Raw genomic sequence first — 23,508 nt, forward strand, 5'->3', positions numbered from 1 at the left:
GCTATTCTCTCGGCTCGGCCGACCACGCGCCGCCCATCTCCCAGACGTCGAGCGACGCGACCGTCGCCCGGCCGCTCTCGGCCGACAGCGAGACGCCCGTCGCGTCCTCGCTGGTCGGGTAGACGCGAGTCGTCAGACAGTGGCGCTCGTTGGCGAACACGGAGACGACGGAGCCGTCGACGAACACGCGAAGCGAGAGCGGCGAGTCGTAGGGCGTGACTCGCATCCGCTGGGTGGCGCTGGTCGCCTGCGGGTCGTGGCTCGCCCGCGCCCGGTCGACCGATATCTCGCTGGTGTGGCTGTACCGGATGGGCGTGTACTCGTCTCGGTCGGGCGTCTCCAGCACGGAGAGTTCGACGCGCTCGGCGTCTTCGAGGCGGACCGTCGCGCGGAGCTCGAACGCCCTGCTGTCGACGTCGAGCGTCCGGCGGTCGCTTCCGTCCAGTCGGATCTCGTCGTGACAGACGTTGGCCCCGCGAAGCGCTTTGAGCTCCGGAGCGGGCCGCTGGCAGAGGCCGCCGTCGTCGGCGAGCGCGAGTTCGCGGGGCAGCGACATCGCGCCCGACCACCCGGCGTCCCACTGGGCGCTCACGTCCCGCGCCTCGGGAATCCAGCCCCAGGTGAGGATGCGGCCGTCGTCGGTCCACATCGACTGGGGGGCGTAGAAGTCGCCGTGGTCGAGCTTGTCGCGGCGCTCGACGTCGAACTCGCCGTCCTCGTAGGTTCCGAGGAAGTACACCACGTCCTCGTAGTTCGAGACGTGCAGCAGCTGTCGCTCGCCGAAGTCGAGCAGTTCGGGACACTCCCAGACGGTGCCGGCGGTGTCGCGATCGCCGGTCAGGATGGGCCCGCGGTACTCCCAGTCCCGGAGGTCCTCGGAGACGTACAGCAGGGCCGCGCCGCCGCCGCCCTCCATCCCGGCCCCGATCAGCTGGTGCCAGACGCCGTCCTCGCGCCAGACGCAGTGGTCGCGGAACTCCCCGTCCCAGTGTTCGGTCCGGAGGACCTCGGGCTGGGTCGGCATCTCCTCGATGACCGGGTTGTCGGGGTCCTTTCGCCACGCGGTCAGGCCCTCGTCGGCCGCGGTGGCGATGCAGGGCAGTTGTTTCTTGTCGCGGCCGCCGGTGTAGAGGATGGTCGCCGTCCCGTCGTCGTCGACCGCACAGCCCGACCAACAGCCGTCCCGGTCCGGGCCGTCCGGCGAGGGCGAGAGGGCGACCGGTTCGTCCTCCCAGTGAACCAGATCGTCGCTGACCGCGTGGCCCCAGTGGATAGTGTTGTGGAACGGCCCGGTCGGGTTGTACTGATAGAACAGGTGATAGCGACCGTTCCAATGGATGAGACCGTTCGGGTCGTTGAGCCAGTTCGCGGGCGGCGTGACGTGGTACGTCGGCCGGTGTGGGTCGTCGGCCAACTCCGCGCGCATCTCCGCGAACGCCTCGACGGACTTGGGCCGTCCCGAGAGCGGGACCGTCTCGCTGCCGGCCAGCGCCGAGAGCGCGTTCGAGACGAGCGTCTCGCGGTTCCCGCGACAGATGTCGTGCGTGGGCTGGCGGAAGGAGACCGCCGACCCGATGCCGAGGACGTGGCCGTCGCCCGGTCGCCAGGAGACGGTCGACATCTGCTTGACCACGTCCGTCGTCCCTCGGGCCGTACTGGCCAACAGGTCCCCATCCGTCGGCGCGACCGTCTCGTAGCGGGCGTAAGGCACCGTTACACCGGGGCCGCGTGTGTGGACTCTGAGCGTGTCGAACCCCTCTGCGATGGGGTGGTCAGCGGCCAGCGCCTTCCACAGCGGCCCGACCGGCTCGGAGATCTCCTCCCAGCCGACGGCGTCGGGACCGACGGCGTCGAAGCCGAGCGGTTCGACCGCGGCCATCGCGCCGAGCGTCAGCAACAGCGACCCGCCGCCCCGCACGAACGACGCGAGCGCGTCCCCGCCGTCGGCGAGCCGCTCCGGCTCGATTTCCCCGTCGCGGTGCCACCAGAGAACGTCGTACGCGGTCGGCTCGACCGTCGAGAGCGAGACGCGGTCGACGTCGTCGAACGCGCTCTCGCACCACTCGTACGCCGCGATCTGCTCGTCGGAACGCGAGTCGACGAAGAGACAGCCGACGCGCAGCGACTCTGCCATTACGTGGACTCACCCTCTCAAATATAAAAGCGTTCGGCAATCGTTCGTGCTCGTTCGTGCACGTACCTGCTCGACCTATCGGAAAACGGCGTCGCCACTGCAGAACGGAGTCGGAGAAGAGAGGTACTCAGGCGAGGCGGGCGCTTCTGGCGGCGGACTTCCAGTCGATGACGGTGTCGTGACAGACCGGACAGACGAACTCTGTCAGTTTCGTCGTCTCGTCGTTGTACGTCATTCGCGTGTCGCAGTTCGGGCAGTTCATGATTGATAGTGATACTTACGCGGCTATAAGCTTTGTTCCCGCTCGCCCGCTATCGGTCGGGCGTCGTCCAGCAGATTGACGCTCTGTGCGTCCACGACTGCGGCGATACTCGCGCCGTCGAACAGGCGCACGTCGTCGTCCGCCGGAAGCGGCGTGACGTCCGCCGGGAGTCGCTGGACGGTCGCGAACAACACCGCGTCCACCGTCGCTTCCGCGGCGAGCGATCGGCATCGCTCGACGTGGTCGCTCGTCACGTCGTCTGTGGTCGAGCGGTGGACCACGATGCCCATCCGGTCGCCGTCTCGCGTCGCTCGCAGGTCGAACGGCGAGTCCGGTTCGACCCGTTCCGCCTCCCATGCCGTCTCGTCGAGCACGTCGGCGACCACGTCGACGAGTCGATCCCCGTCCAACGCGCGGAGTCGGTCGACCGTCGAGGCGGATTCGTCGCCCGTCGGGAGGGTTTCGTCGGTCGGTTCGGAGCGTCGCGAGTCGACGGCCTCCGACGGCGGGCGGATGGCGTCCTCGATCGCCGTCGGGCCGTCGTCGGACGGGTCGCCGAGCGTCCCCGAAGCCCCGTAGTCCGGTTCGGCCGTCGTCTCGATACGGTCTGGAGCAGGGTCGCCGTTCACCAGCGCCTCGGTCCGTTCGAGTCGCTGTTCGAGCGCGTCCCGCTCTGCCGCCAGATGGGACACCGCGTCGGGATAGCAGTCCCGGGCCGTCGCGAGCGCCGCCTCGAACGCCTCGGCGGCGGCCTCGAACTCCGCCAGCGCGACCTCTGTCTGTCCGGCGTCGCTGTACCAGTCACCGGCGCGCATCGCATCGACGGCGACGGTGCGCTGGGCCGCCGTGAGGTTCTCGGCGACGGCGCCCAGTCGGTCCCGAATCGTCGCCGTGTCGCCCGCGAAGCGCCGGTTCTCGGCACCCCAGTCGATCTCCAAGGCCGTCCGGTAGTGCGCCATCGCTTCCCGCCAGTGTTCGATCGCGTCCTCGGGGTCGTCCGCCGCGACGGCCGCTTTATCCGCCGTGACGGCCTTCCGGAGCGGCGACTTCTCCAGGTGGTCGACGATACGGTTCAGGCGATCTCGCTCGGCGCGGATCCCGTCTACGTCGTCGATAGCGTCGCGGTCGAGGGCGAGCGCCGCGTCGTACTCCTCGCTCGCGCGCTCGTATGCGTCGTGGGCGGCCTCGTACTCGCCCTCTCGCCAGCGCGTCTCACCGGCGTCCGTCGTCACGCGGGCGCGTCCGACGTGTATCGCCGCGAGCGTTCGCTCGCAACGGGCTTCGAGCGAGTCGACCCGTTCCTGCAGCGCGGTCCCACCGTGCTCCGCGGCGAACTGAAACGCGACGCCCCGAGCCGTCTCGGCGCGCTCTCGGGCGCGCTCGACGGCCGAAGCCGCCTCGTCGTAGCGGCCCTCCTCCCGGCGTTCGGTCGCCGTCACGAGCAGTTCCGTCGCCGCGTCGAACTCGGTCTCGACGCGTCGCCACGCCCGCGAAGCCGCGTCGAGGTACTCCGCGACCGCTTCGAGCCCGTCGGTCCCCGTTCGAATCACTACCGTCGAGTGGCCGTCCCGGACGACCGTGAGAGAGCCGCCGCGGAGCCCCGTTTCCCACTCGACCTCGTCGACGTCCGCGAGCGACACCGCCACTTCTCGGTCCCCCGACTCGTCGCCGACCAGCGCGAGAACCCGTCGGTCGGTGACCACCGCGATCGTCCGATAGCCCCGACCGGGCCGAACTGTCTCGATGGACTCGGCCGTTTCGACGGTCACCCCGCGCTTGCGGTTCGTGAGGACGAACGTCGGCGTCTCCGTCGCTTCGAGAGCCGCCGCGGCCGCCCGGTCGTGAAGGTAGCCTTCCGAGAACACGCCGCCCGAACCGGTCTGCGTGAGCAGCGAGGGTAGCTCGCCCTCGTAATTATTTATTTTGATAATCTCGCCCATCACCGAGGGTTACAGCGCCGGAAGTCTTGATACCTGCGTATAGATTCTGATTCTAACCTATAGTATTTACAAGATTCGGAGGGTAACGGACCCAATCAGATCCGAAGGGCCGCTCTCTCTCGCTATTTCCTTCGTGTGTCCCTATCTATCGAACAGCGGACGCCCGTCTGACGGACATTTAGGTATGACGGGAAATTATTCTGGCACATGCCACGCGTAGGATTGTACGGGGCGAGCGAGGAACGGCCGTCGACCGGCATCGACGTTCGGATAGATACCGAGGTGTTCGCCGTTCTCTCGAATGGGCGAGCGCTGGAACGGTTCGGACCGCGCCCGACCGTCGAGCGGTGGCTCGACTGCTGGGGCGGGAACGCCCGCTAGCTGTTCTCGACGAGGCGGGCCGCGATGCGCTGTGCGCCGACGGTGGGCGCGACGTCGGGCTGTTCGGCGGCGGTCGCCTCGATCTCGCGGTTCAGTTCCTCGCTGAGGCGCGCCTCGAACTCGTCGACGATACCGGGGATGCAGGCCATCCCGCCGGTGAGCACGATGGGTCGGTCAAGCGCCAGCTGGTAGACTTTCATGTAGTCGTTGGCCAGTTCCGGCAGGAAGGTGTTGGCGAGTTCGTCCACCGCATCGTCGAGGTACTCGTCGACGGCGTCCATCACCGAGCGCTCGATGGTGAACTCGTGGGTGCCGCCGCCGGGCTGCTGGATGATGTCCGTGAACGGCTCGAACTCCACGAAGTCGGCGTGTTCCTCCTTGTACTCGCGGGCGGTCTGCGTGTCGACGTTGACTCTCCCCTGCGTCTCCTCCTCGACGTAGTTCGCGATCATCCGGTCGACTTCGTTGCCGGTGACCGCGCCGGTCGTGAAGGGCGCTAACTGCTCGCCGCGCCGATAGGCGGAGGCTTCGAGGTTCGTCGACCCCATGTTGACCGAGATGAAGATCTCGTCGATGGCCTCTAACCCCTCGCCGAAGGCGGGGATGGAACCGCACAGCGATTCGGGATAGCTCTCGACGAGGCGCATACCGATAGAGGACTCCTCGATGACCGCTCGGAGATTGTCCAGCCCGGCGGGGTTGTCGATGGTCGGGATGGCGTAGACGACGCCGCTGTCGGCCGGGATGTCGTTCTCCTCGATGAGGGCCTCGAAGAACGTCTTGGTCATCTCCGCGCGGTCAGCGTCTTCGGGCAGGCCCGACCGGAGCATGTACTGAACGCGGTCGGGGTACTCGCGGGCGGCCTCCTCGCCGTAGAGGACCTTCTCCTCGCCGGTCAGGGCGTCTTCGTAGGTCGCCATGCAGGTCAGCGTCTTGATGATTCGGTTCTCGGTCCCGTGGTCGTCGGGCAGGGCGATGACCGTCCGGGTGCTGCCGAGTTTCACACCCACCGGCACCGACCGACCGCTGCCGGACGCCGAGTCGGCCGCGTCGTCGTCACTCATGTCTCCCGTCTTATCCCCGCCTCGATATATATCCTCTCGTCAAGAATCAGCGTTGATAGTGACCACCCGCGGACTGCGCTACGTCATCGCGGCCAGTTTCGCGACGTACACCAGACTCAGCATGTGGTCGTCCACGCTGAGGTCGTTGCCGTCGTTGGTCGCCGACTCGTCGATTCCCAGTAAGTAGTCCGAGAGGTCGGCCTCGACCTCTTCGGTGATCCAGTCGATGGACTCGTAGTAGGCCAGCGCCTCGTCGGCCCCCTGATAACCCGAGTGCATCAACAGGAACTCCAGCCACTCGAAGACGACGAACTCGGCGGCGTACGTCTCCGGAAGCGTACCGAGATACGGCTTCTCCTGACTGTCACCGGCCAGAAACGGGAGCAGTTCGCGGTACAGCCCGGACCGGAGAGAACTGCCGGCCACGACTTCCTCGTCGCCGTCTTCCAACCCCACGTCGAGATCGCCCGGGTCGGGTATCCCGCCCTCGCCGAGGCCGTTTCCGTTCTCCCGGTCGCCGCGCTGGCGGGCGATCTTCCGCAGTTCGTCCAGGTCGTAGTCGCGCGGGTTGATGGTCATTGCCACTTGTGTTTCAACTACGTGAAGTTAAATCTTACATTCGTCCGACGGTCGTCAGACGCCGTTCACCGGGCTCTCGCCGCCGATTCGGCCGTCGCCCCTCAGTTCCGCCGTTGATAATCGGGGGCGTATTTTTATACGCACCCGTCACAGACGTTCGCTCACTTCGACGATGAACCGCCAGTCCACGTCCGATCCGGCCCGTATCTGCGTGACGAACGCGAAGGGCGGGACCGGCAAGACGACGGTAGCGATCAACGTAGCCGGTGCCCTGAGCGACCGCGGGCGGGACGTCCTCTTCGTGGACTTGGACCCGCAGGGCAACGCCACGGAGGGACTGGGCCTCGCCGAGGCCTACGACGCGCAGCCGCCGACGCTGTTCGACGTGCTGACCGGCGACCCCAACGGCCTCGCCGACCTCGTGGTCGAACACGAGGAGATGGACGTCGTCCCCTCTAGCATCGACATGCTACAGGCCGAACACGAACTGACCGTCGCGGATCTCATCGCCCGGGTCCGCACGGGGGATCACGACGTCGACCCGGCGGCGCTCTCGGCGTTCGCGCTGAACGTCACGCCGAAGACGGTCACCGGCGACCACGCGCTCGATACGCTGGACCGCGCGCTCTCGACGGTCCCCGGGTACGATTACGTCGTCATCGATTCCCCGCCGTTCTACGGCAAGCTGACCGACGCCGCCGTCTTCGCCGCGGGGAACATCCTCGTCCCGGCGCTCGCGGAGGCCACCTCCGAGCGCGCCATCGAGCTCCTGATGGACCAGATGGCGGCCTTGGAGCGACAGACGGGCACTTCGGTGCGGACGCTCGGCGTGGTGGCCAACCGCATCGAGACGACCTCGGAAGACGAGACGATGCTCCAGTGGTTCGACGCCGCGTTCCCCGACAGCCCGGTCTGGCGGGTCCGCAAGCGCGTGGCCCTCCAGCGGGCGTACACGCGGGGCAACTCGCTGTTCGGGAGCGACGAGGAGTGCGACATGAGCGCGGTGTTCGAGGACATCGCCGCGGATCTGGACAGGCAGTTCGGCTACACGGAGATACCAGCATGAGCGACGACGACCGTATGGACAGAGCAGAGCGCATCCGCGACATGCGCCAGGGGAACAGAGCGGACGACGAGCAGACGACGGACGGCGACGGAGCGTCGTCGGACCGGGCGGGAGAGGCCGCTTCGGGTGCAGAGACGGACGTAGCGGCAGACACGGATGCAAAGCCAGAGCCAGCCTCCGGTCCGGATGACGATGACTCGACGGCCGACTCCGACGAGCCGACCGCTGCGGCGGCCGAGCAGGCGGGCGACGGAATCGACTCGGCCGAGAGAACCGGTGCCCAGTCGGACGCGACCGCGGCCGCCGAACGAGCCGCGGCGGCCGCCGCGCAGGTCGCCGACGACGCTCCTGCGACCGGCGGTGCGGGCGGGGTGCAGTCCGACGATATCGCCGCGACGGCCTCGCCGATGCGGGGACCGACCGGCGTCGAACTCCCGGACCAGCAGCTTCTGGAAGAAGCGATGGCGACGGGCGACGGCGATCGAGTCGAAGGGTCGGCCAGGGCGGCGATCGGGGAAGAGACGGGCCAGAAGGAGGAGATGGTTCGCGTCCTCGAGTTCGCGCTCGGCGAGGAGTACTACTGCCTCGACATCGAGTACGTCGAGGAGATAGTCAAGCGCGACGCGGTCACGCGCGTCCCCAACACGCCCGACTACGTCGAGGGGGTCGTCGACCTCCGCGGGCAGATAACGACCATCCTCGACCCCAAGCGGATGATGGACGTCGACGCCGACGGCGAGAAGACCCTCATCGTCGTCTTCGACCCGGGGATGTTCGGGGAGCAAGGCGCGGTCGGGTGGGTCGTCGACGCTGTCCGACAGGTCGTCCCCGTCGCCGAGTCGGAGGTCAACGACCCGCCGGTCGACGGGGAGTACGTCAACGGCGTCGTCGACCGCGAGGACCACGACCAGTTCGTCATCTGGGTCGAACCCGACGACGCGCTCGACGCGGCGACGAGCGCGGACGACTGAACCGTCCGCTCGATCCGGCCGCTCAAATCGACAGCAACAGCGCGGTGTAGCCGACGACGCCCGCCAGGAACGCCCAGAACCGGCTCTTCCGCTCGGCGGGCAGTTCCTCCTTGATGACGTTGAGGACGATCCCGCCCGCCAGCAGCGCGAAGAGGACCGCCAGCAGGAGTTCGCTCACCTCGACGACGTAGCCGAGTCCGAGGCCGGCGAACACGGCCGCGGCGAGGGCCCACCGACCGTACCGGCGGTACGCGCTCCCGTGGTACTCGCGGAGACCGTAGTCGTTCACGAAGAAGTGCAGCGCCATGGCGACGAAGAAGATCGCCAGGGACGCGACGCCGCTCTCCTCTCGATGGAGGAGCAGATAGCCGATGAGGACGTTGTAGAGCGTGAACGTCCCGATGTGGACCCAGAACACGCCGTGTGCCTCGGCGTCGCCCCCCTCGTCCTCGCTTCGCGCCTTGGCTTTTCGCACGTACTGCTCGATGCCGTAGAATCCCGTGAAACCGAGGAGCGCGATGAGGTAGACGTGGTGTTCGAACCTGACGAGGAGGCTCGCTGTCTGGTCGATGTCCGTCCCCGCGCTCTGAATCTCCGGTAGGATGTGAACGAAGACGTAGGCGACGGCGCTGCCGCCCGAGAGCGACAGCCAGCGACTCCGCGGTATCACGTCCAGAAACGTGAGCCGACCGGCGAACAGGTGGACCAGCGCGAGGCCGAGGGCGAACGCTATCGGGAAGAGCGTGCTGAGAGCAGACATGGTTACGTGCCGTCCCGCCGGTCGTCCGACTCAGCGGCGTCCACCACGTCGTCGGGGAGTTCCTCCGTGAGGTCGTCAGTCAGGTCGTCGGTCGCGTTTCCCCCGGAGACGTCGATGCCCAGCTCCTCGCGGACGAGGTCCGAGGCGTTCTTCCTCGCGCCGACGCTGCCGAGGTAGCCCGCGCCGACCGTCGTCTTCAGCGCCAGCGCGGCGCGACCGGTGAGGATCGTCGGCCCGACCTTCGCCACGGCGTCGTCGCCGACCGACACCAGCCAGCCGGGGACCTCGAACCGATACTGCGTGAGACGCGGTTCGAACGCACCGTCCTCGCGATCCAATCGGTGTTCGACCAGCGCTTCGACGTTCTCTGCGGCGACGCTGGCCTCGCGGATCGCCGCCGAGGCGCTCGCGGGGACGCCCTCGCCGTTGCTGTCCACCACGCGGGCGGCGTCGCCGATAGCGAACGTCGACTCGCCCAGTCTGAGGTCCGCCCTGACGACCGGGCGCTCGTCGTCGAGCGCGCTCGGTCCCCGGATGCCGCCGGTCCAGACGAACTGGTCGTAGGTGAGTTTCTCGTCGGAGTCGAGCATCATCGCGCCGTCCGCGGCGGCCGCGACGCCGGTGCCCGTGCGGACGGTCACGCCGGCGTCGACGAGCGACTCGTGGACGGCCTCCTGAAACGACTCGGGGAACGACGGGGCGACGGCGTCCAACTGTTCAAGGAGCAGCACCTCGGCGTCGACGCCCTCCTCGTCGGCCAGCGCCGCCAGTTCGCCGGCGACCTGGACGCCGGAGAGACCCGCGCCGCCGACGACGACCCGGTCGCCGTCGCCGAGAGCGAGGAAGTCCGCGCGGATCTCGCGGGCGTGGTCGAGGCGCTTCAGCGGCGTCGCGTGTTCGCGCACGCCCGGGAGGTCGTAGAAGGCCGTCTCCGCGCCGAGACACACCGCGCCCACGTCGTAGCCGAGCGTCTCCTCGTCGCCGTCCGCGGGAGCCAACGTCGCCTCGCCCGCGTCGGCGTCGAGGTCGGTCACCGACGCCCGACGGACCTCGCAGTCGAGCACCGACTCCAGCTCGACCGTGATGTCGTCGGCCAGCGACGGTCGCCGGACGACGCGGTGGAGTTCGTGCTGGACGAGGTGGTCGGACCGCTCGTCGACGACGACGAGGTCCGCCTCGTCCGGCAGCGACCGTTCGAGCTTTCTGGCGAGTGTGAGACCGGCGTACCCGGCACCGAGAACGGCGACACGCATGGCCCGAGATTCGGTCCGAAGCGGGATAGTCCTGTTCCAGCCCGCGTCAGAAGTTGGAACTCAGAACAGCGCTTCGTCCTCGTCGAGGACGCGGGCGGGGCCGCCGACGCCCCAGACGCGGGTGTCGACGCCGCAGTCGGCGACCGTCTCCTCGACCCGGTCGACGTGCCGCTCGGTGGTGTTGACGTAGACGCTCGCGCCGGTATCGACGGAGAAGTACACCGGGATATCCTCCTCGTTCCGGAGTTCCCGCACGGCGTTGAAGATCTCGATCGTGCGCGGTTGCCAGTAGACCCACCCGGCGGGACCGGTCATCGTCGTCGCGGCCAGCGACAGCGAGTCGTGCTCGGCGAGTTCGAACGCCCGGTCGAAGTCGGCGTCGTGGAGGGCGTCGCGCATGTCTGAGATCTGGCCGTGGATGTGGGCCATCCGCCCCTCGAACAGGTGGCTGTCGGCGGCCTCCTTGTGAGCGGCTTCGGTCTCCTTGTAGGAGGGGACCATCCCCGCGACGATTCGCAGGTCGTCTTCGAGGTCGGTCTCGATGCGCTCGCTCCGGCAGTCCTCGTCGTTCATCCCGGTCCGCAGGTGCGAGAACGCGCCCGTGACCGCGCGGGCCGCGGAGGAGGAGCCGCGTCGGGCGACCGTCGAGATCTCCGGGCGGGTCATCTCCAGTCCGGCGGCCTCGACCAGCGCCATCGCCGCGGCGGCGAAGCCGGACGACGAGGAGCCGAAGCCGATGTTGGTGGGGAAGTCGTTCGCGGACTCGAAGCGGACCGCGTGGTCGATGCCCGCCAACTCGCGGACGTGTTCTACGACGGCGTCGATGCGTTCGGCCCCGCGGCCTTCGACGGGTTCACCGTCGATGACGTAGCTGTCTTCCTCGCGGTCGGGGTCGAACTCGGCCGTTGTCTTCGAGTGGCTCGGCGCGGTACAGACGGAGATGCTGTCGTGGTACGGGAGCCGAAGCTCCTCGTCTCGCATCCCGTGGTACTTGACCAGTCCCTGGATCGGGTGGGCCTTCGCGGTCGCTTTCATACCTCACCCTTCCGGGCCGCTCACTTTGCTATTGCGAACCCACGCGGCCGCCGGACGCGCTACCGCTCCTCGATTTCGGCGTCGGGCGCGTTGGATTTCACGCTCCGAATGCCCTGCTTGGCCTTCGCCTTGCTCGCGTACCCCTCGCCGCCGTCCGCGATGACGTTCCCGTTCGAGTGGCGCAGTCGCCACCGCCACTCGTCCGCCGAGTCCCTGTACAGTTCGAAAGTAGCGGTCATAGGCTGTGGGAAGTGTCCGTCCGATAAGAAACTGTGGGCGATCCGGCGTTCGGAGCTACTGGACGCTGCTCGCGCCGCCGTCGGCGTCGGGGAGGTCGTGGGCTTCGGCCGGCAGGCCGAGTTCTTCGAGCGCCCCCTCGATGTGTTCGTCCTTCGCGTAGTCGGCCTCGTCCTCCTCGCGGAGGCGCTGGGCGAGGGCCATCACCTCGCCCCGGCGGTCGTCGGGGACCTCGTATCTGTCGGTCGCCAGTTCGACCAGTAACCCGTTGTGGTCCCGGGTGTACACCGAGTGGAAGATCCCGCGGTCGAACTCGTTGAAATGTCTCCCGGCCTCGGTCAGCGCGTCGCGCATCTCGCGGAACTTCTCGGGGTCGACGCTGAAAGAGACGTGGTGAACGCCGCCGACCGTCGGTCGGATCGGCCGCGGGTCCGAGGTCCGGTCGCCGACGAAGAACGTCAGGATGCGGCCGTCGCCGGCGTCGAAGAAGAGGTGCGTCGAGTCCGGGTCGTCGCGGTTCGGCTCCCGCATCACCAGCGGCATGCCGAGCAGGTCGCGGTAGAACGCGATGGTGTCCTCCGCGTTGCTACCGACGATCGTGAGGTGGTCCGTGCCGGTCGTGTGGATCGGGCTGTCCGGGAGGTCGCTGCTCGTCGGCAACTCCGCCGCGTCCGGTCGATTCGCCATACGTGTCGTTGCCGGGCGACGGATAAATGCCCACGCCCGGCTTACTCAAGGTCCCAGTGCTCGCGGGCCGTAGAAAGCGTCTCACCGGCGACGTGGCCCTTGTAGCCGAAGATGTCGTCGTAGCCACACTCGGACATGAGGATGGGGATGAACGCCTCCTCGGCGATCAGCTCTTCGCCGTCGACGGTGGCCCAGACGTCGCCCTCGTCGACGCGTTCGAAGTTCTCGACGTGCAGGTCGTAGAGGTCCTCACAGGTGGCGTCCTCGGGCGCGTCGTCCGGTTTCTCGATGACGCTGTCCTCCTGATAGAACGTCGGCGCGGCGTCCGGCGTCTCTCCCGGGAGCGCGCCGTGGAAGCGGAGGAACGCCTCGACGACGGAGACGCCGGTCTCGACGGCCTCCTCGGTCCCCTGCTTCCCGGTCTCGACCGTGACGACCTGCCCGAACCGATTCAGTCCGCCCTCGACCGTGTCGGTCGTATCGACCACCGGCGTCGTCGCCATCCCGGCGGCCGTCTCGACCGCCCCGGGCTGTTCACGCGATACCAGCGATATCGGCTCCGACGTGGCGTGTGTCGCGTGGAGGGCGATCGCCGGCGCGTCGCCGATGATATCGAGGAGCTCCGCCGCGAGCCGGCGCTCTCTGTCCTCGCTATCGGCGTCGCCCGGGAACACCCGGTTCATGTCTACGTCGAGGTACCGCTCGCCGGCGTCGACCGCCGGCGGGTTCGCCGTCACGAACCGGACCGCTCGCTCGAACTCGTGGCCCGCGTCTAGGACGCGTTCGACGGCGCGGACGCCGCTCTGTTCGTCGCCGTGAACGCCGGCGACGACGGTCAGCGGCCGCTCGCCGGTCGGGCCGCGCATCGTCACGTCCGGTGAAACTGTGTTCGGCATCGACGGCTAGCACTCGGTGCCGGAGTTGGAAAAGCGTTAGACTCAGTACTCCGGGTTCTCCTCGCGGACGCCCTCGCGCTTGTTGACCAGACGCGCGAGCGTGAACAGCGCGTCCGAGAGCCGGTTGAGGTAGACGATGGCGGTCTCGTTGACGCCGGCCTCCTCGGCGGTGAACGAGACGGCTCGGCGCTCGGCCCGCCGACAGACCGCCCGGGCGTGGTGCAGTTTCGCGCCCGGTTCGGACCCCGACGGCAGGATAAAGGACTCCAGCGGGTCGAGCTCCTCGTTGGCCTCGTCGACGATGGCCTCGATCTCGTCGACGTGGTCCTCGGTGATCCGCGGGTCGCCCTCCTCGGGCTGCGGGTTGGCGAAGTCCGCCTGGACGATGTGGAGGTGGTTCTGTATCTCCCGGAGGTGCTCGTCGATGTCGTCCTGCCCGGTGGGGCGGACGACGCCGACCAGCGCGTTCACCTCGTCGACGGTGCCGTAGGCCTCGATGCGCCGGGAGTCCTTCGAGACGCGTTCCATGTTCCGGAGGTCGGTCTGCCCCTGGTCGCCCCGGCCGGTGTAGATCGGCATACCCGGAGATGGGCGTGCCACGGCCTTATAGCCGGGGGCGGCCGCCGAGCCCGTTCAGAACCGTCGTCGGACCTCCGAGAGGGCCGCCGGGGAGAGGTCCACGTCCGCGAGAACGGCGCGCCGTCGCTCCTCGTCGCCGTGGCCCGCGACGAAGCCGTTGAGGCGGGCGGCCGCCGTCGACTCGACGAACGCCGGTCCGTAGAGCGATTCGAGCTCGTCGCTCGCGACGGGCGTCGAGCGGAGCTCGTACTTCTGGTGGTAGCCCTCGGCGGGGTAGAACCCGTCGAGCGGCTCGATCTCCGTCTGTACGGTCTTTCCCGTTCGATCTTCGAGCGCCGCCTTCGATTCGGCGGCGGCCTCGCGCTGGCTCTCGTCGTGGGCCAGCACGACGCCGCGGTACTGTCGCTTATGCGGAGCCGAGAACGGGCTGTGGTTCGCCCAGAACGCGTCCAGCAGGTCGTCGTAGGAGAGTTCCTCGGGGTCGTATTCGACTTGAACGACCTCCGTGTGATCGCCCAGCGAGTAATAGCTCGGCTCGGGGTCGTCGCCGCCGGCGTAGCCGACGCGCGTGCGGGCGACGCCCGGCATCGCGCCGAAGCGGGCGTCGGGCCCCCAGAAACAGCCCATGCCGAACGTCGCAGTCGCCGTCTCTTCGGGCGGGGGAGCCGCCGCGTCGAGTGAGAGCGCCGACGGTCGCGGCGAATCGGATGCCATATACCCGCTCGGTGCCCCGTCGGCTTGCCTGTTGGGGTCTCCCCGCCCACGAAACCGGGAACTTCAATTGGTCTCGCTCGAAACCGGCGTGCATGAGCCTCGAATTGGAGCACTACTGTCCCGAGTGTGAGGAGTACCGCAACTTCTGGAAGGTCGCGAGCACGACGATGCACCTCGGAACGAAGGTCAAGTGGCACTGTCCGGAGTGTGACTACGGGTTCGTCCGCATCGACGGCGAGGTCGACACCGGACAGGCCGCGTAGACGATTCCCACGGGCTACGGCGTCCCGTATCAATAGCCCTACCGAGAGTTCTTAGCAGCCGTTTTAGGCGCAGTCACCGATGTCACGCGTAGAGGCAATGAGCACCGAACCGGACCGGGTTGCTGACGACACCCACACCTCCCCAAGGCGGCCCGACGTGGAACTGTCCATGACCGTGGTGCAGTACAGCGACGGGCCGGACCGCTGCACCGTCTATCCGCCGGGGCTCTCCGGCGTCGCTCGGATGTCGACGTGGCTCAGCGCCGACCGCTCGGTGTTCGTCGAACTGGATGCGATGCGGTGACAGAGGTATTTTACGCCAGTAGCGACGACTGCTAGTCGATGAGTGTGGAGGTACTAGTGGTGGACGAGGACCGGGACGTGCTCGAGATCGTCGGGACCTTCCTCGCGCGCGAAGACGACTTCGAGGTGACGATGGAAGCGGACCCGGAGCGGGCCCTCGAGATGGCGCTCTCCGGCGAGTACGACGCCGTGGTCAGCGACTACAAGATGCCGAGGCTCGACGGCGTCGAACTCTGTACGGCGGTTCGCGAACGCGACGAAGCGCTCCCGTTTTTCCTGTTCAGCGCCCGCGAGCCGGAGGATGTCCGGCCCGAGGCCGCGGACGCCGGCGTGACCGCGTTCGTCCAGAAGGGCACGGGGACCGAGCAGTACGACGTCCTCGCCGAGCGCATCCGAGAGTCGCTCTAACCGCCCGTCCGCGGGAGCGTCAGCGTCACGACCGTCCCGGTCTCGTCCGTGCCGTCGAAGGTCACTGTCCCCCCGTAGGACTCGGTCAGCCAGACGACGAGCCACAGCCCCAGTCCGCTGCTGTGACTCAGTTGCGTGATGGGCTCCTCACCGGTCAACACGTCGAGTTCGTGCGCCGGGATGCCGGGTCCCTCGTCCGCGACCGTGACCGACACCTCCCGTTCCGTCACCCCGATCTCCAGCGAGAGACCCGGGTCCGCTCCCGCGTGCTCGACGCCGTTGTTCAGCAGCTCCTCGACGACTCGGGTGAACCGGCCGTCGGCCGCGCGAGCGTCCGTCTCCGGGAACGCCGTTTCGACGGTCACGTCGTGGCTCCGCTCGTAGGTCTCGACGAGCGAGGCGACGGCCTCGACGACCGGGACCGGCGCGCTGTCGGCGTCCCCCCGCCGGATGGAGCGTTCGATCTCGCGGGCGCGGTCGCTGAGCGAGGCGACGTCGGCTGTCTTTCGCTGCAGCCGGTCGAGCAGGGAGAGGTGGTCCTCGTCGTCCAATCGAGCGGCCAGCGCGTCGGCCAGTCCCAGCACCACCGTCAGGTCGTTGCGGAGGTTGTGCCGGAGGACGCGGTTGAGCACCTCCAGTCGGCGCTCGCGTTCCTTCTGGTCGGTGATGTCCGTGTAGATGCAAAAGCCCCAGACGCGCCCGTCGTCCCGGCGGTAAGGGATCCCCCGAAAGAGGAAATCGCGGAAGCCGTCGTCGGTGCGGCGGCGGATCTCCGCCGTTCGAACCGTCTCGTTCCCGTCGGCGTCGGTAAAGCGCGAAGACTCCTCGCTCGATGCCTCGGTCGGTGGCTGGACGAACTCGCCGAGCCGCTCGTCGAGGGCCGTCGCGTGGTCGACGCCGAAGACGTCGGTGAAGGCGGGGTTGACCGAGCGGACGACCGACCCGTCGTCGCCGCTCTCCGTCTCGGCGACGGCGTCGGGGAGGTTGTTGAACAGATACGAGAAGCGGTCGCGTTCGTCCCGCAGGTCCTCGCGGGCCTGCTCGAGCTCGGTCCGGTCGCGGACGACGCCGACGGTGCCGCGGAATCGGTCGTGGTCGATGAGCGAGACCTCGACCTCCGCGGGACGCTCCGCGCCGTCCGCCGTCACGAGCGACGTCTCGATCCGCCGGCTCGGCTCTCCCCGATCGGCCTGCATCTCGCGGATGTGTCGCTCGAAGGTCGCGACGTCGTCTCGGTCGAGGAACTCGGCCGGACGCTCGCCGAGCATCGCCTCGCGATCGAAGCCGAGCCACTCGGCCAGCGGCTCGGTGACGAGTTGAAACTCGCCGTCCTCGTCGATGACGTACACCATGTCGCGGACGTTCTCGACGACGGCCTCGTACCGCCGGAGGTCCTCCTCGCGGTCGACGCGGGAGAGCGCCGCGGCGGCGTTCGAGGCGAGGATCTCGGCGACGGACACGTCCGCGTCGTCGAAGACGTCGCTCTCCGTCGTGGCGACGCTCAATACGCCGTAGTCGCCGATGGGGACGCACATCGCGGCGTTCGCGTCCCGGTCGTAGTTATCAACGTGGTCGAAGTCGTCGATCCGGACCGTCTCGCCGCGCTGGAAGGCCTCGCCCGCGAACGATTCGTCGGCGTCGTAGACCGGGCGGTCGGGCACGCCGTCGGTCCAGGCGACCGGATACAGCGTCTCCGCCTCGCCGTCGTACAGCCTGACGAGGTTGAGGTCGAACCCGAGTCGGGACTCGGCGGCCTCGACGACCGTCTCCGCGACGTCCGCGTCGGTGTGGGCGTGCATCAGCGACCGCGTCGTCTCGAGGAGGCCGGAGAGCTTTCGGTCGCGTTCCTTCTGGTCGGTGATGTCGTGGAAGTACACCGAGAGGCCGTCCGTCGAGGGGTACGCGTTGACCCGGAACCACTTCTCGGCCGGCGGGTAGTACTCCTCGAAGACGACCGGCTCCTGGGAGTCCATCGCCTCGCGGTAGGCCTCGAAGTAGGCCGACTCGGTCGCGTCGGGGAACGCCTCCCAGAGGTTCTCGCCCATCACCGCCTCGGCGTCTCGGCCCAGCACCGCCTCGGCCTGCGCGTTCCAGTACGTCAGGTTCCAGTCGTCGTCCACCGCGAAGAACGCCGCGCCGATGCGCCCGAGGATCTGTTCGATGCGCCGGTTGGCCTCCCGCAGTTCGAGCTCTCGCTCCTTCCGGTCGGTGATGTCGCGGATGACGCCGGCAGTTCCCTCGAAGCGGCCGCCGTCGTCCCAGAGCACGGTCATGTGGTCCTCGGCGGGAAAGCTCTCGTCGTCGGCCCGCTGGATCGAGAGGTCGAACGTCGCCTCGTCGTCGCGGTCCTCGAAGATCATCTCCCGGACGATGCCCTCGGCTTCCTCGACTACCTCGGGAGTCTTGATATGGCCCGTATGAGCGCCCAGTAGCGCCTCGGCGTCGTAGCCGGTGAGCGCGGTCATCGCCTCGTTGACGAAGACGAAGTTCCCCTCGTCGTCCAGCGCGTACACCCCGTCGTCGACGGCCTCGATGATGTCCTCGTAACGCTCCAGTTCCGCCTCGCGGTGGCGGCGCTTGAGTTCGTCGCTGACCCACTGGACGAGCAGCTCGACGAACGCTCGCTCGGCGTTGGTAAAGGGCGTCGCTCGCGGTTCCTCGTCGGCGAAACACACCGTCCCGTAGGTCTCGCCGTTGACCGACACCCTCCCGCCGAGGTAGCAGGCGATCCCGCCGACCCGATACGAGGGGTGGTCGGCCCAGCCCTCCGCCGCCGCGTCGTGGAGGGGAAAGAGCGTGTCGCTCTGAGAGGTGTGTTCACAGTACGTCGCCGAGAGGGGCGAAGACGCCCCCGCTTCGACGAGCGCGTGGTCGCCGACGACGTGTTCGACGGCGTACGTGTCGCCCTCGATGCGGCCGAGGTAGCCGAGCGAAAGGCCCAGTCTGTCGGCCCCGAGCCGCAGGATCCCCTCGATGGTCTCGGCGTCGGTTCGACCGTCGTCCGCGGCGAGTCGAGTCAGTTTCCGAAGCGACCCCGTCGTCGCCTCGACGGCGTCGATAGCCGAGCGCGCCGTGACGTCCCCGTCCGCGGCGAGCGCCCGGAGACGCTCGCCCGGATCGGTCTCGCTTCTGGGCACGTACTCGGCGACGCCGCGGCGGGTCGCCTCGGCCGCCACCCGGCCGTCCGGTTCCGCGGTGCACAGCAGCGCCGGGAGGTCCGGCCGAGCGTCGCCGACGGCGTCTACCACCGCGAGACCGTCGAGGCCGTCGTCGGGACGGTGCTCGCAGACGAGGTAGTCGGGGTCGGTACTCGACAGCGTTTCGAGAGCCGCGTCCCGCGACGTGACCGCCGTCACCGAGAGGCCGGCCCCGCGCTCCAGCGAGAGCGACTGCGTGCCGTCGGCCACGCGCTCCGGGCGGACGTGGAGGACGGCCGGTTTCTCAGACATACTCGAAGATACACTCTCTCTGCAACGGAATCACATATAACTCACGCGCGGATTATCACGGGACGAAACGGGCGTCTCCCCCGAGAACGGACTACTCCCCGAGCGCCTGCCAGGAGAGGCGCGGTTCGCGCGCCGCCACGACCTGGTCGATCCGCTTCGCCGCCGGGCGCTCCGGGGCGGACGCGAGCGTCGCGTCGTCCTCCTCGGCCACGGCGTCGAACGCCGCCGCGAGCTGGTCGAGCGAGCGCTTGCTCTCGGCCTCGGTCGGCTCGGTCATCAGCGCCTCGTCGACGATCTCCGGCCACTTCGTCGTCGGCGGGTGGACGCCGTAGTCGAGCATCCGCTTGGCCGCGTCGGCGGCGTCCTGGGGCGCGGCGCTGGCGACGAACTCGTGGTGGAAGGGACCGAAGGGCACGTCGTAGGAAATCTGCTCGGCGAGGTAGTTGGCGTTCAGGACGGCCTTCGCACTCGCGTCGGCGAGGCCGGCGTCGCCGAGGCGGGCGATGTAGGCGAACGCCTTGACGAGCACCGGCCAGTTGCCGTAGTAGCCGTGGACCTTCCCGATGGAGTGCTCCGGCGCGTAGTGCTCGTAGCCGCCCGACACCTCTCTGACGTGCGGGTCCGGCAGGAACTCGGCCAGTTCCTCGGTGACGCCGACGGGGCCGGCTCCCGGTCCGCCGCCGCCGTGGGGCGTGGCGAACGTCTTGTGGACGTTGTAGTGCATCACGTCGAAGCCCATGTCGCCGGGGCGCGCGCGGCCGAGCAGGGCGTTGAGGTTCGCGCCGTCGTAGTACAGCAGCCCGCCCGCGTCGTGGACGACGTCGGCGATCTCCTCGATGTCGCGCTCGAAGAGGCCCAGCGTGTTCGGGTTCGTGAGCATCAGCGCCGCCGTCTCCTCGCCGACGGCTGCCGAGAGCGCGTCGACGTCGACCCGGCCGTCGTCGTCGCTCGGGAGTTCGACCACCTCGTACCCGGCCATCGCCGCGGTGGCGAAGTTCGTCCCGTGCGCGGAGTCGGGAATGACCACTTCGGAGCGCTCGTCGTCGTTGTGCTGGTGGTAGGCCTTAGCTATCTGGATGCCGGTGAACTCCCCGGCCGCGCCCGCGGGCGGCTGGAGCGTGACGGCGTCCATCCCGCCGATGCGGCCCAGATAGTCTTGGAGCCGATGACACAGCGCCAGCGTCCCCTGCATCGTGCTCTCCGGGCGGTCCGGATGGATAGCGGCGTCCTCGCGGGCCGCGATGGTCTCGGTGAACGACGGGTTGTACTTCATCGTACAGGACCCCAGCGGGAACGGGCCGTTCTCGACGCCGTAGTTCATCTGCGAGAGCCGCGTGTAGTGCCGGGCGAGTTCGGGTTCGGCGGGGTCCGGCAGGGACAGCGAATCGCGGGTCAGTTCGTCGGGCAGCGGCGAGTCCTCGATCTCGACCTCGCGGTCGGCCTTCTCCGAGAGCAGCGGCTCGTAGCGCTCGTCGTCGTCGGCCGTCCAGCGCGCTTGGTCGAAGATCATCCGGCCACCTCCGCGACCGCCTCGACGAACGCCTCCTCGCTCTCGGCGGTCACCTCTGTCGCACACACCTGAATCAGGTGTTCGCCGACGGCGTGGACCGCGAACCCGCGGGCCGCCAGGTCCTCGACGACCGCTCGCGCCGGCTGGTCGGTGTGGGCGACGAACTCCCGGAAGTGGTGGCCGTCGTGGACTGGTGCCTGCACGCCGACCACCTCGTCCAAGCGGGCCGCGAGGTCGCGGGGGCGGGTCACACAGTCCTCGGCGAGGTCGACCAGTCCCCGCGGGCCGAGCCACGCGGCGTGTATCGCCGTCCGCAGCGCGACCCACGCCTGATTCGTGCAGATGTTCGAGGTCGCCCGCTCCTTGCGGATGTGCTGTTCGCGGGTCTGCAGCGTCAGCGTGTACGCGCGCCGCCCGTCGGCGTCCTCGCTCGCGCCGACGAGTCGACCGGGGACCTGTCGGAGGAACTCCTCGCGCGTGACGAACATGCCGAGCCCGAAGCCGAAGGCGGTGCCGGTGCCCAGCGACGCGGCGTCGCCGACCACCACGTCCGCGCCCACGTCGGCGGGCCGTTCCAGCAGCGCGAGCGCCACCGGGTCCGAGCCGAGACAGAACAGCGCGTCGTTGTCGTCGGCGACCTCGCCCACGTCGCCGAGGCGCTCTGCGACAATGCCCCGGACCGTCGGCGTCTCGGCGTACACCATCGCCACGTCCGCGTCTGCCGTCTCGGCGAGCGCGTCGACGTCGACCTGCCCGTCGTCCATCGGATACGACTCGACGGAGAGGCCCGGTCCGTCCGCGTAGTTCTCCAGCACCGCGCGTTTCCCGTCGCGCAACTGCTCGGGGACCAGAATCCGATCGCCCGATACCGAGCGCACTCGCTGGGAGAGGGTCGCCGCCTCGCCCAGCGCCGTCGCGTCGTCGTACATCGAGCAGTTGGCGATATCCAGTCCGGTCAACTCGACCAGCATCGACTGGAACTCGAACAGCGCCTGCAGGAACCCCTGCGCGACCTCCGGTTGGTACTGCGTGTAGGAGGTCAGGAACTCCGATCGGCTCGATAAGTCGTCGACGACGGCCGGCACGTAGTGCGCGTAGTGGCCGCGACCCAGGAACTCCGTCAGGTCGTCGTTTCGCTTCAGCAGGCGGGCGGCCTCCCGGCGCGTCTCCCGCTCGCTTCGCGATTCGATGCCGAAATCGCCGTCGAAGGCGACCGATTCGGGCACGTCGAACAGCGACTCGACGTCGTCCGCGCCGACCGCCGAGAGCATCGCCGCGGTCTCCGACGGCGTCTGCGGTGCGTACGGACTGCCGGTCGTCGATTCGTCACTCTCACTCATGGTAGATAACGCCCATCCGCACGGTGGACATGATAGTATACCCTACCTACGGCCGGTACATTAGCGTATTCCTTGACCGAACGCGCGCGAGGGAGTCACACGCGATCGGCGAAGCGAAGCGGCAGCCGGCTTACGCGATCTGGTCGGCGTACTCGTCGGGCGAGAGCAAGTCCTCCAGTTCGTCTTCGTCCGTCAGCTCGATCTCGAGCATCCACCCGTCGCCGAAGGGGTCCTCGTTGACCAGTTCCGGCTCGTCGAACAGCCGCTCGTTGACCGCCGCCACCGTGCCCGAGACGGGCGCGTAGATGTCCGAGACGGCCTTGATCGACTCCACGACGCCGAACTCCTCGCCCGCGGTCACGTCCTCGCCCTCGTCGGGGAGTTCGACGAAGACCACGTCGCCCAGTTCGTCCTGTGCGAAGTCGGTGATGCCGACGCGCGCGGTGCCGTCGTCGGGCCGTACCCACTCGTGGGACTCCAGATACCGCCGATCCTCGGGAACGTCGAAGCTCATCTGTCGAGGAATGGGGGCGTCCTGGTACGTGCCTTCTTCGGTTCGCCGCGGACGACCACCCGAACAGACCGGTCGGGCTCGCTGTACTCGACCGGGAGGTACGCCAGCGCGATGGGTTCGCCGAGCGTCGGACTCATCGTCCCGCTGGTGACGTGGCCCAACGGGTCGCCGTCCGGCGATTCCACCTCGTAGCCGTGGCGCGGAATCCCGCGGTCGATCAGTTCGACGCCGACGAGCTTCTCCGAGACGCCCTCCGCGTCGACCCGCTCTAGGGCGTCGCGGCCGACGAACTCCGTGTCCAGTTTGACCGTCCGGCCGATGCCCGCCTCGTAGGGATTGCGGGGTTCGTCCTCGGGATGGAAGTCCTGCCCGGAGAGGAGAAAGCCCATCTCCAGCCGAAGCGTATCACGCGCCCCCAGTCCGCAGGGCTGGCACTCGATAGCGTTCCACACTGTCACCGCGCTCTCGGACGGGCAGAGTATCTCGAAGCCCCGTTCGCCCGTGTATCCGGTGCGCGCGACAAGCGACGACACCCCGGCGACCGCGCCGCCGCCGATGTCGAAGCGGTCCAACTCGCCGAGGTTGGCGTTCGTCTGTTCAGCCAGCAGTTCCGGCGCGTCCGGTCCCTGTATCGCGATCATGGCGTACTCCGTCGTGCGGTTCGTCACCGCCGCGTCGAGACCCCACTCCTCGCAGTGGTCCTCCCACCGCTCGGTCATCTCCCCGTCGTGGCCCGCGTTGGGGACGAAGAGGAAGTCGTCGTGTTCGGTCTCGGGGAGCCGATAGACGACGGTGTCGTCGAGCATGACGCCGTCCTCGTCGGTGATCGCGCCGTACTGCGCTTCCCCGTAATCCAACGCGGTCACGTCGTTGGTCGTCAACCGCTGGGTGAGCGCCGCGGCGTCCGACCCGAAGACGGCCACCTGTCCCATGTGCGAGACGTCGAATTTCCCCGCCGAGGACCGGACGGCGGCGTGTTCCTCCCGAATCGACGCGAACTCGACCGGCATCTCCCAGCCGCCGAAGTCCGTAAAGCGGGCGTCGGCCGCTTCGTGAGCCTCCGACAGCGGAGGCGATCGTAGCGTCATGGGCGTGAAATCGACCCCAACAACCTTACTACTTGGCCTCTGACGGCGTTCGGCGGCGACGAAGCGCCAACTGAT

At 68.3% G+C, this 23,508-nt stretch carries 23 protein-coding genes and 1 pseudogene; 6 read left to right on the forward strand and 18 right to left on the reverse strand.

The genetic code is table 11. From position 1 onward, the window contains the following. Position 1 precedes the first annotated feature (1 nt). The 3 genes from GO488_RS17885 to GO488_RS17890 form a co-directional block, all read right to left on the reverse strand. Positions 2-2,134, reverse strand: a complete 2,133-nt coding sequence (locus GO488_RS17885) for a glycoside hydrolase family 32 protein (RefSeq protein ID WP_162319210.1) — start codon at positions 2,132-2,134, stop codon at positions 2-4. 127 nt (positions 2,135-2,261) lie between these two features. After that, the gene (locus GO488_RS20120) at positions 2,262-2,396 is read right to left on the reverse strand and encodes a hypothetical protein (protein WP_268899418.1); all 135 of its coding nucleotides are present in this window, start codon (positions 2,394-2,396) and stop codon (positions 2,262-2,264) included. Positions 2,397-2,419: 23 nt separating this feature from the next. Beyond that, on the reverse strand, positions 2,420-4,336 hold the full coding sequence (locus GO488_RS17890) for a hypothetical protein (RefSeq protein WP_162319211.1): 1,917 nt from the start codon (positions 4,334-4,336) through the stop codon (positions 2,420-2,422). 207 nt (positions 4,337-4,543) lie between these two features. Here GO488_RS17890 and GO488_RS17895 point away from each other — a divergent pair, with 207 nt between their 5' ends. After that, positions 4,544-4,717, forward strand: coding sequence for a hypothetical protein (locus GO488_RS17895; RefSeq protein ID WP_162319212.1), 174 nt, complete (start codon positions 4,544-4,546; stop codon positions 4,715-4,717). Here GO488_RS17895 and GO488_RS17900 read toward each other — a convergent pair. Continuing rightward, on the reverse strand, positions 4,714-5,781 hold the full coding sequence (locus tag GO488_RS17900) for an actin-like salactin (protein WP_162319213.1): 1,068 nt from the start codon (positions 5,779-5,781) through the stop codon (positions 4,714-4,716). The two genes, GO488_RS17895 and GO488_RS17900, sit on opposite strands and share 4 nt — an antisense overlap. A 78-nt stretch (positions 5,782-5,859) precedes the next feature. Continuing rightward, on the reverse strand, positions 5,860-6,360 hold the full coding sequence (locus GO488_RS17905) for a FlaD/FlaE family flagellar protein (protein ID WP_162319214.1): 501 nt from the start codon (positions 6,358-6,360) through the stop codon (positions 5,860-5,862). Between the two features lie 172 nt (positions 6,361-6,532). On the opposite strand from GO488_RS17905, the gene GO488_RS17910 reads away from it, so the two are divergent. Both GO488_RS17910 and GO488_RS17915 read left to right on the forward strand, forming a co-directional pair. Continuing rightward, positions 6,533-7,426, forward strand: coding sequence for a ParA family protein (locus GO488_RS17910; RefSeq protein ID WP_162319215.1), 894 nt, complete (start codon positions 6,533-6,535; stop codon positions 7,424-7,426). Further along, positions 7,423-8,397, forward strand: a complete 975-nt coding sequence (locus GO488_RS17915) for a chemotaxis protein CheW (protein WP_162319216.1) — start codon at positions 7,423-7,425, stop codon at positions 8,395-8,397. Before GO488_RS17910 ends, GO488_RS17915 begins: the two co-directional genes overlap by 4 nt. 22 nt (positions 8,398-8,419) lie before the next feature. Here the strand turns inward: GO488_RS17915 and GO488_RS17920 are convergent, their stop codons facing one another. From GO488_RS17920 to msrA, 8 genes and pseudogenes are all read right to left on the reverse strand, one after another. Further along, a complete protein-coding gene (locus GO488_RS17920; protein WP_162319217.1) occupies positions 8,420-9,157 on the reverse strand; it encodes a hypothetical protein in 738 nt (245 codons plus the stop codon). A gap of 2 nt (positions 9,158-9,159) precedes the next feature. Next, positions 9,160-10,410 (reverse strand): NAD(P)/FAD-dependent oxidoreductase, encoded by a 1,251-nt coding sequence (locus GO488_RS17925; protein WP_162319218.1) that lies wholly within the window; start codon positions 10,408-10,410, stop codon positions 9,160-9,162. Positions 10,411-10,470: 60 nt separating this feature from the next. Next, positions 10,471-11,445, reverse strand: coding sequence for a phosphomevalonate decarboxylase MvaD (gene mvaD, locus GO488_RS17930; protein WP_162319219.1), 975 nt, complete (start codon positions 11,443-11,445; stop codon positions 10,471-10,473). A 59-nt stretch (positions 11,446-11,504) separates the two neighbouring features. After that, positions 11,505-11,678, reverse strand: a pseudogene (locus GO488_RS17935) (HVO_2922 family protein); the annotation flags it as partial. Between the two features lie 61 nt (positions 11,679-11,739). After that, on the reverse strand, positions 11,740-12,369 hold the full coding sequence (locus tag GO488_RS17940) for a VOC family protein (RefSeq protein ID WP_162319221.1): 630 nt from the start codon (positions 12,367-12,369) through the stop codon (positions 11,740-11,742). A gap of 41 nt (positions 12,370-12,410) precedes the next feature. Further along, positions 12,411-13,265, reverse strand: coding sequence for a M14 family metallopeptidase (locus GO488_RS17945; RefSeq protein ID WP_162319222.1), 855 nt, complete (start codon positions 13,263-13,265; stop codon positions 12,411-12,413). Between the two features lie 42 nt (positions 13,266-13,307). Further along, positions 13,308-13,844 (reverse strand): cob(I)yrinic acid a,c-diamide adenosyltransferase, encoded by a 537-nt coding sequence (locus GO488_RS17950; RefSeq protein ID WP_162319223.1) that lies wholly within the window; start codon positions 13,842-13,844, stop codon positions 13,308-13,310. A gap of 54 nt (positions 13,845-13,898) precedes the next feature. Beyond that, a complete protein-coding gene (gene msrA / locus GO488_RS17955) occupies positions 13,899-14,558 on the reverse strand; it encodes a peptide-methionine (S)-S-oxide reductase MsrA (RefSeq protein ID WP_162319224.1) in 660 nt (219 codons plus the stop codon). Positions 14,559-14,650: 92 nt separating this feature from the next. Here msrA and GO488_RS19740 point away from each other — a divergent pair, with 92 nt between their 5' ends. From GO488_RS19740 to GO488_RS17965, 3 genes are all read left to right on the forward strand, one after another. Continuing rightward, positions 14,651-14,821 carry a DUF7838 family putative zinc beta-ribbon protein gene (locus GO488_RS19740; RefSeq protein WP_164509658.1) on the forward strand — a complete coding sequence of 57 codons (171 nt, stop codon included), beginning with the start codon at positions 14,651-14,653 and terminating at the stop codon, positions 14,819-14,821. 79 nt (positions 14,822-14,900) lie between these two features. Continuing rightward, the gene (locus GO488_RS17960; RefSeq protein WP_162319022.1) at positions 14,901-15,125 is read left to right on the forward strand and encodes a DUF7511 domain-containing protein; all 225 of its coding nucleotides are present in this window, start codon (positions 14,901-14,903) and stop codon (positions 15,123-15,125) included. A gap of 38 nt (positions 15,126-15,163) precedes the next feature. Beyond that, entirely contained in the window at positions 15,164-15,532 is a 369-nt protein-coding gene (locus GO488_RS17965; RefSeq protein WP_162319225.1) for a response regulator, read from the forward strand. Here GO488_RS17965 and GO488_RS17970 read toward each other — a convergent pair. The 5 genes from GO488_RS17970 to gcvT all read right to left on the reverse strand — a co-directional run bounded on the left by GO488_RS17970 (position 15,529) and on the right by gcvT (position 23,433). Then, on the reverse strand, positions 15,529-18,981 hold the full coding sequence (locus tag GO488_RS17970) for a PAS domain S-box protein (protein WP_241692970.1): 3,453 nt from the start codon (positions 18,979-18,981) through the stop codon (positions 15,529-15,531). The two genes, GO488_RS17965 and GO488_RS17970, sit on opposite strands and share 4 nt — an antisense overlap. Before the next feature lie 91 nt (positions 18,982-19,072). Then, positions 19,073-20,491 carry an aminomethyl-transferring glycine dehydrogenase subunit GcvPB gene (gene gcvPB / locus GO488_RS17975; RefSeq protein ID WP_162319226.1) on the reverse strand — a complete coding sequence of 473 codons (1,419 nt, stop codon included), beginning with the start codon at positions 20,489-20,491 and terminating at the stop codon, positions 19,073-19,075. Then, a complete protein-coding gene (gcvPA, locus tag GO488_RS17980; protein ID WP_162319227.1) occupies positions 20,488-21,831 on the reverse strand; it encodes an aminomethyl-transferring glycine dehydrogenase subunit GcvPA in 1,344 nt (447 codons plus the stop codon). Before gcvPA ends, gcvPB begins: the two co-directional genes overlap by 4 nt. 130 nt (positions 21,832-21,961) lie before the next feature. Next, positions 21,962-22,345, reverse strand: a complete 384-nt coding sequence (gene gcvH, locus GO488_RS17985) for a glycine cleavage system protein GcvH (protein ID WP_162319228.1) — start codon at positions 22,343-22,345, stop codon at positions 21,962-21,964. Beyond that, positions 22,342-23,433 (reverse strand): glycine cleavage system aminomethyltransferase GcvT, encoded by a 1,092-nt coding sequence (gene gcvT, locus GO488_RS17990; RefSeq protein WP_162319229.1) that lies wholly within the window; start codon positions 23,431-23,433, stop codon positions 22,342-22,344. Before gcvT ends, gcvH begins: the two co-directional genes overlap by 4 nt. Positions 23,434-23,508: the final 75 nt, after the last annotated feature.

Origin of the sequence: Haloarcula limicola, from assembly GCF_010119205.1 — an archaeon.
Taxonomy (GTDB): Archaea; Halobacteriota; Halobacteria; order Halobacteriales; family Haloarculaceae; genus Haloarcula; species Haloarcula limicola.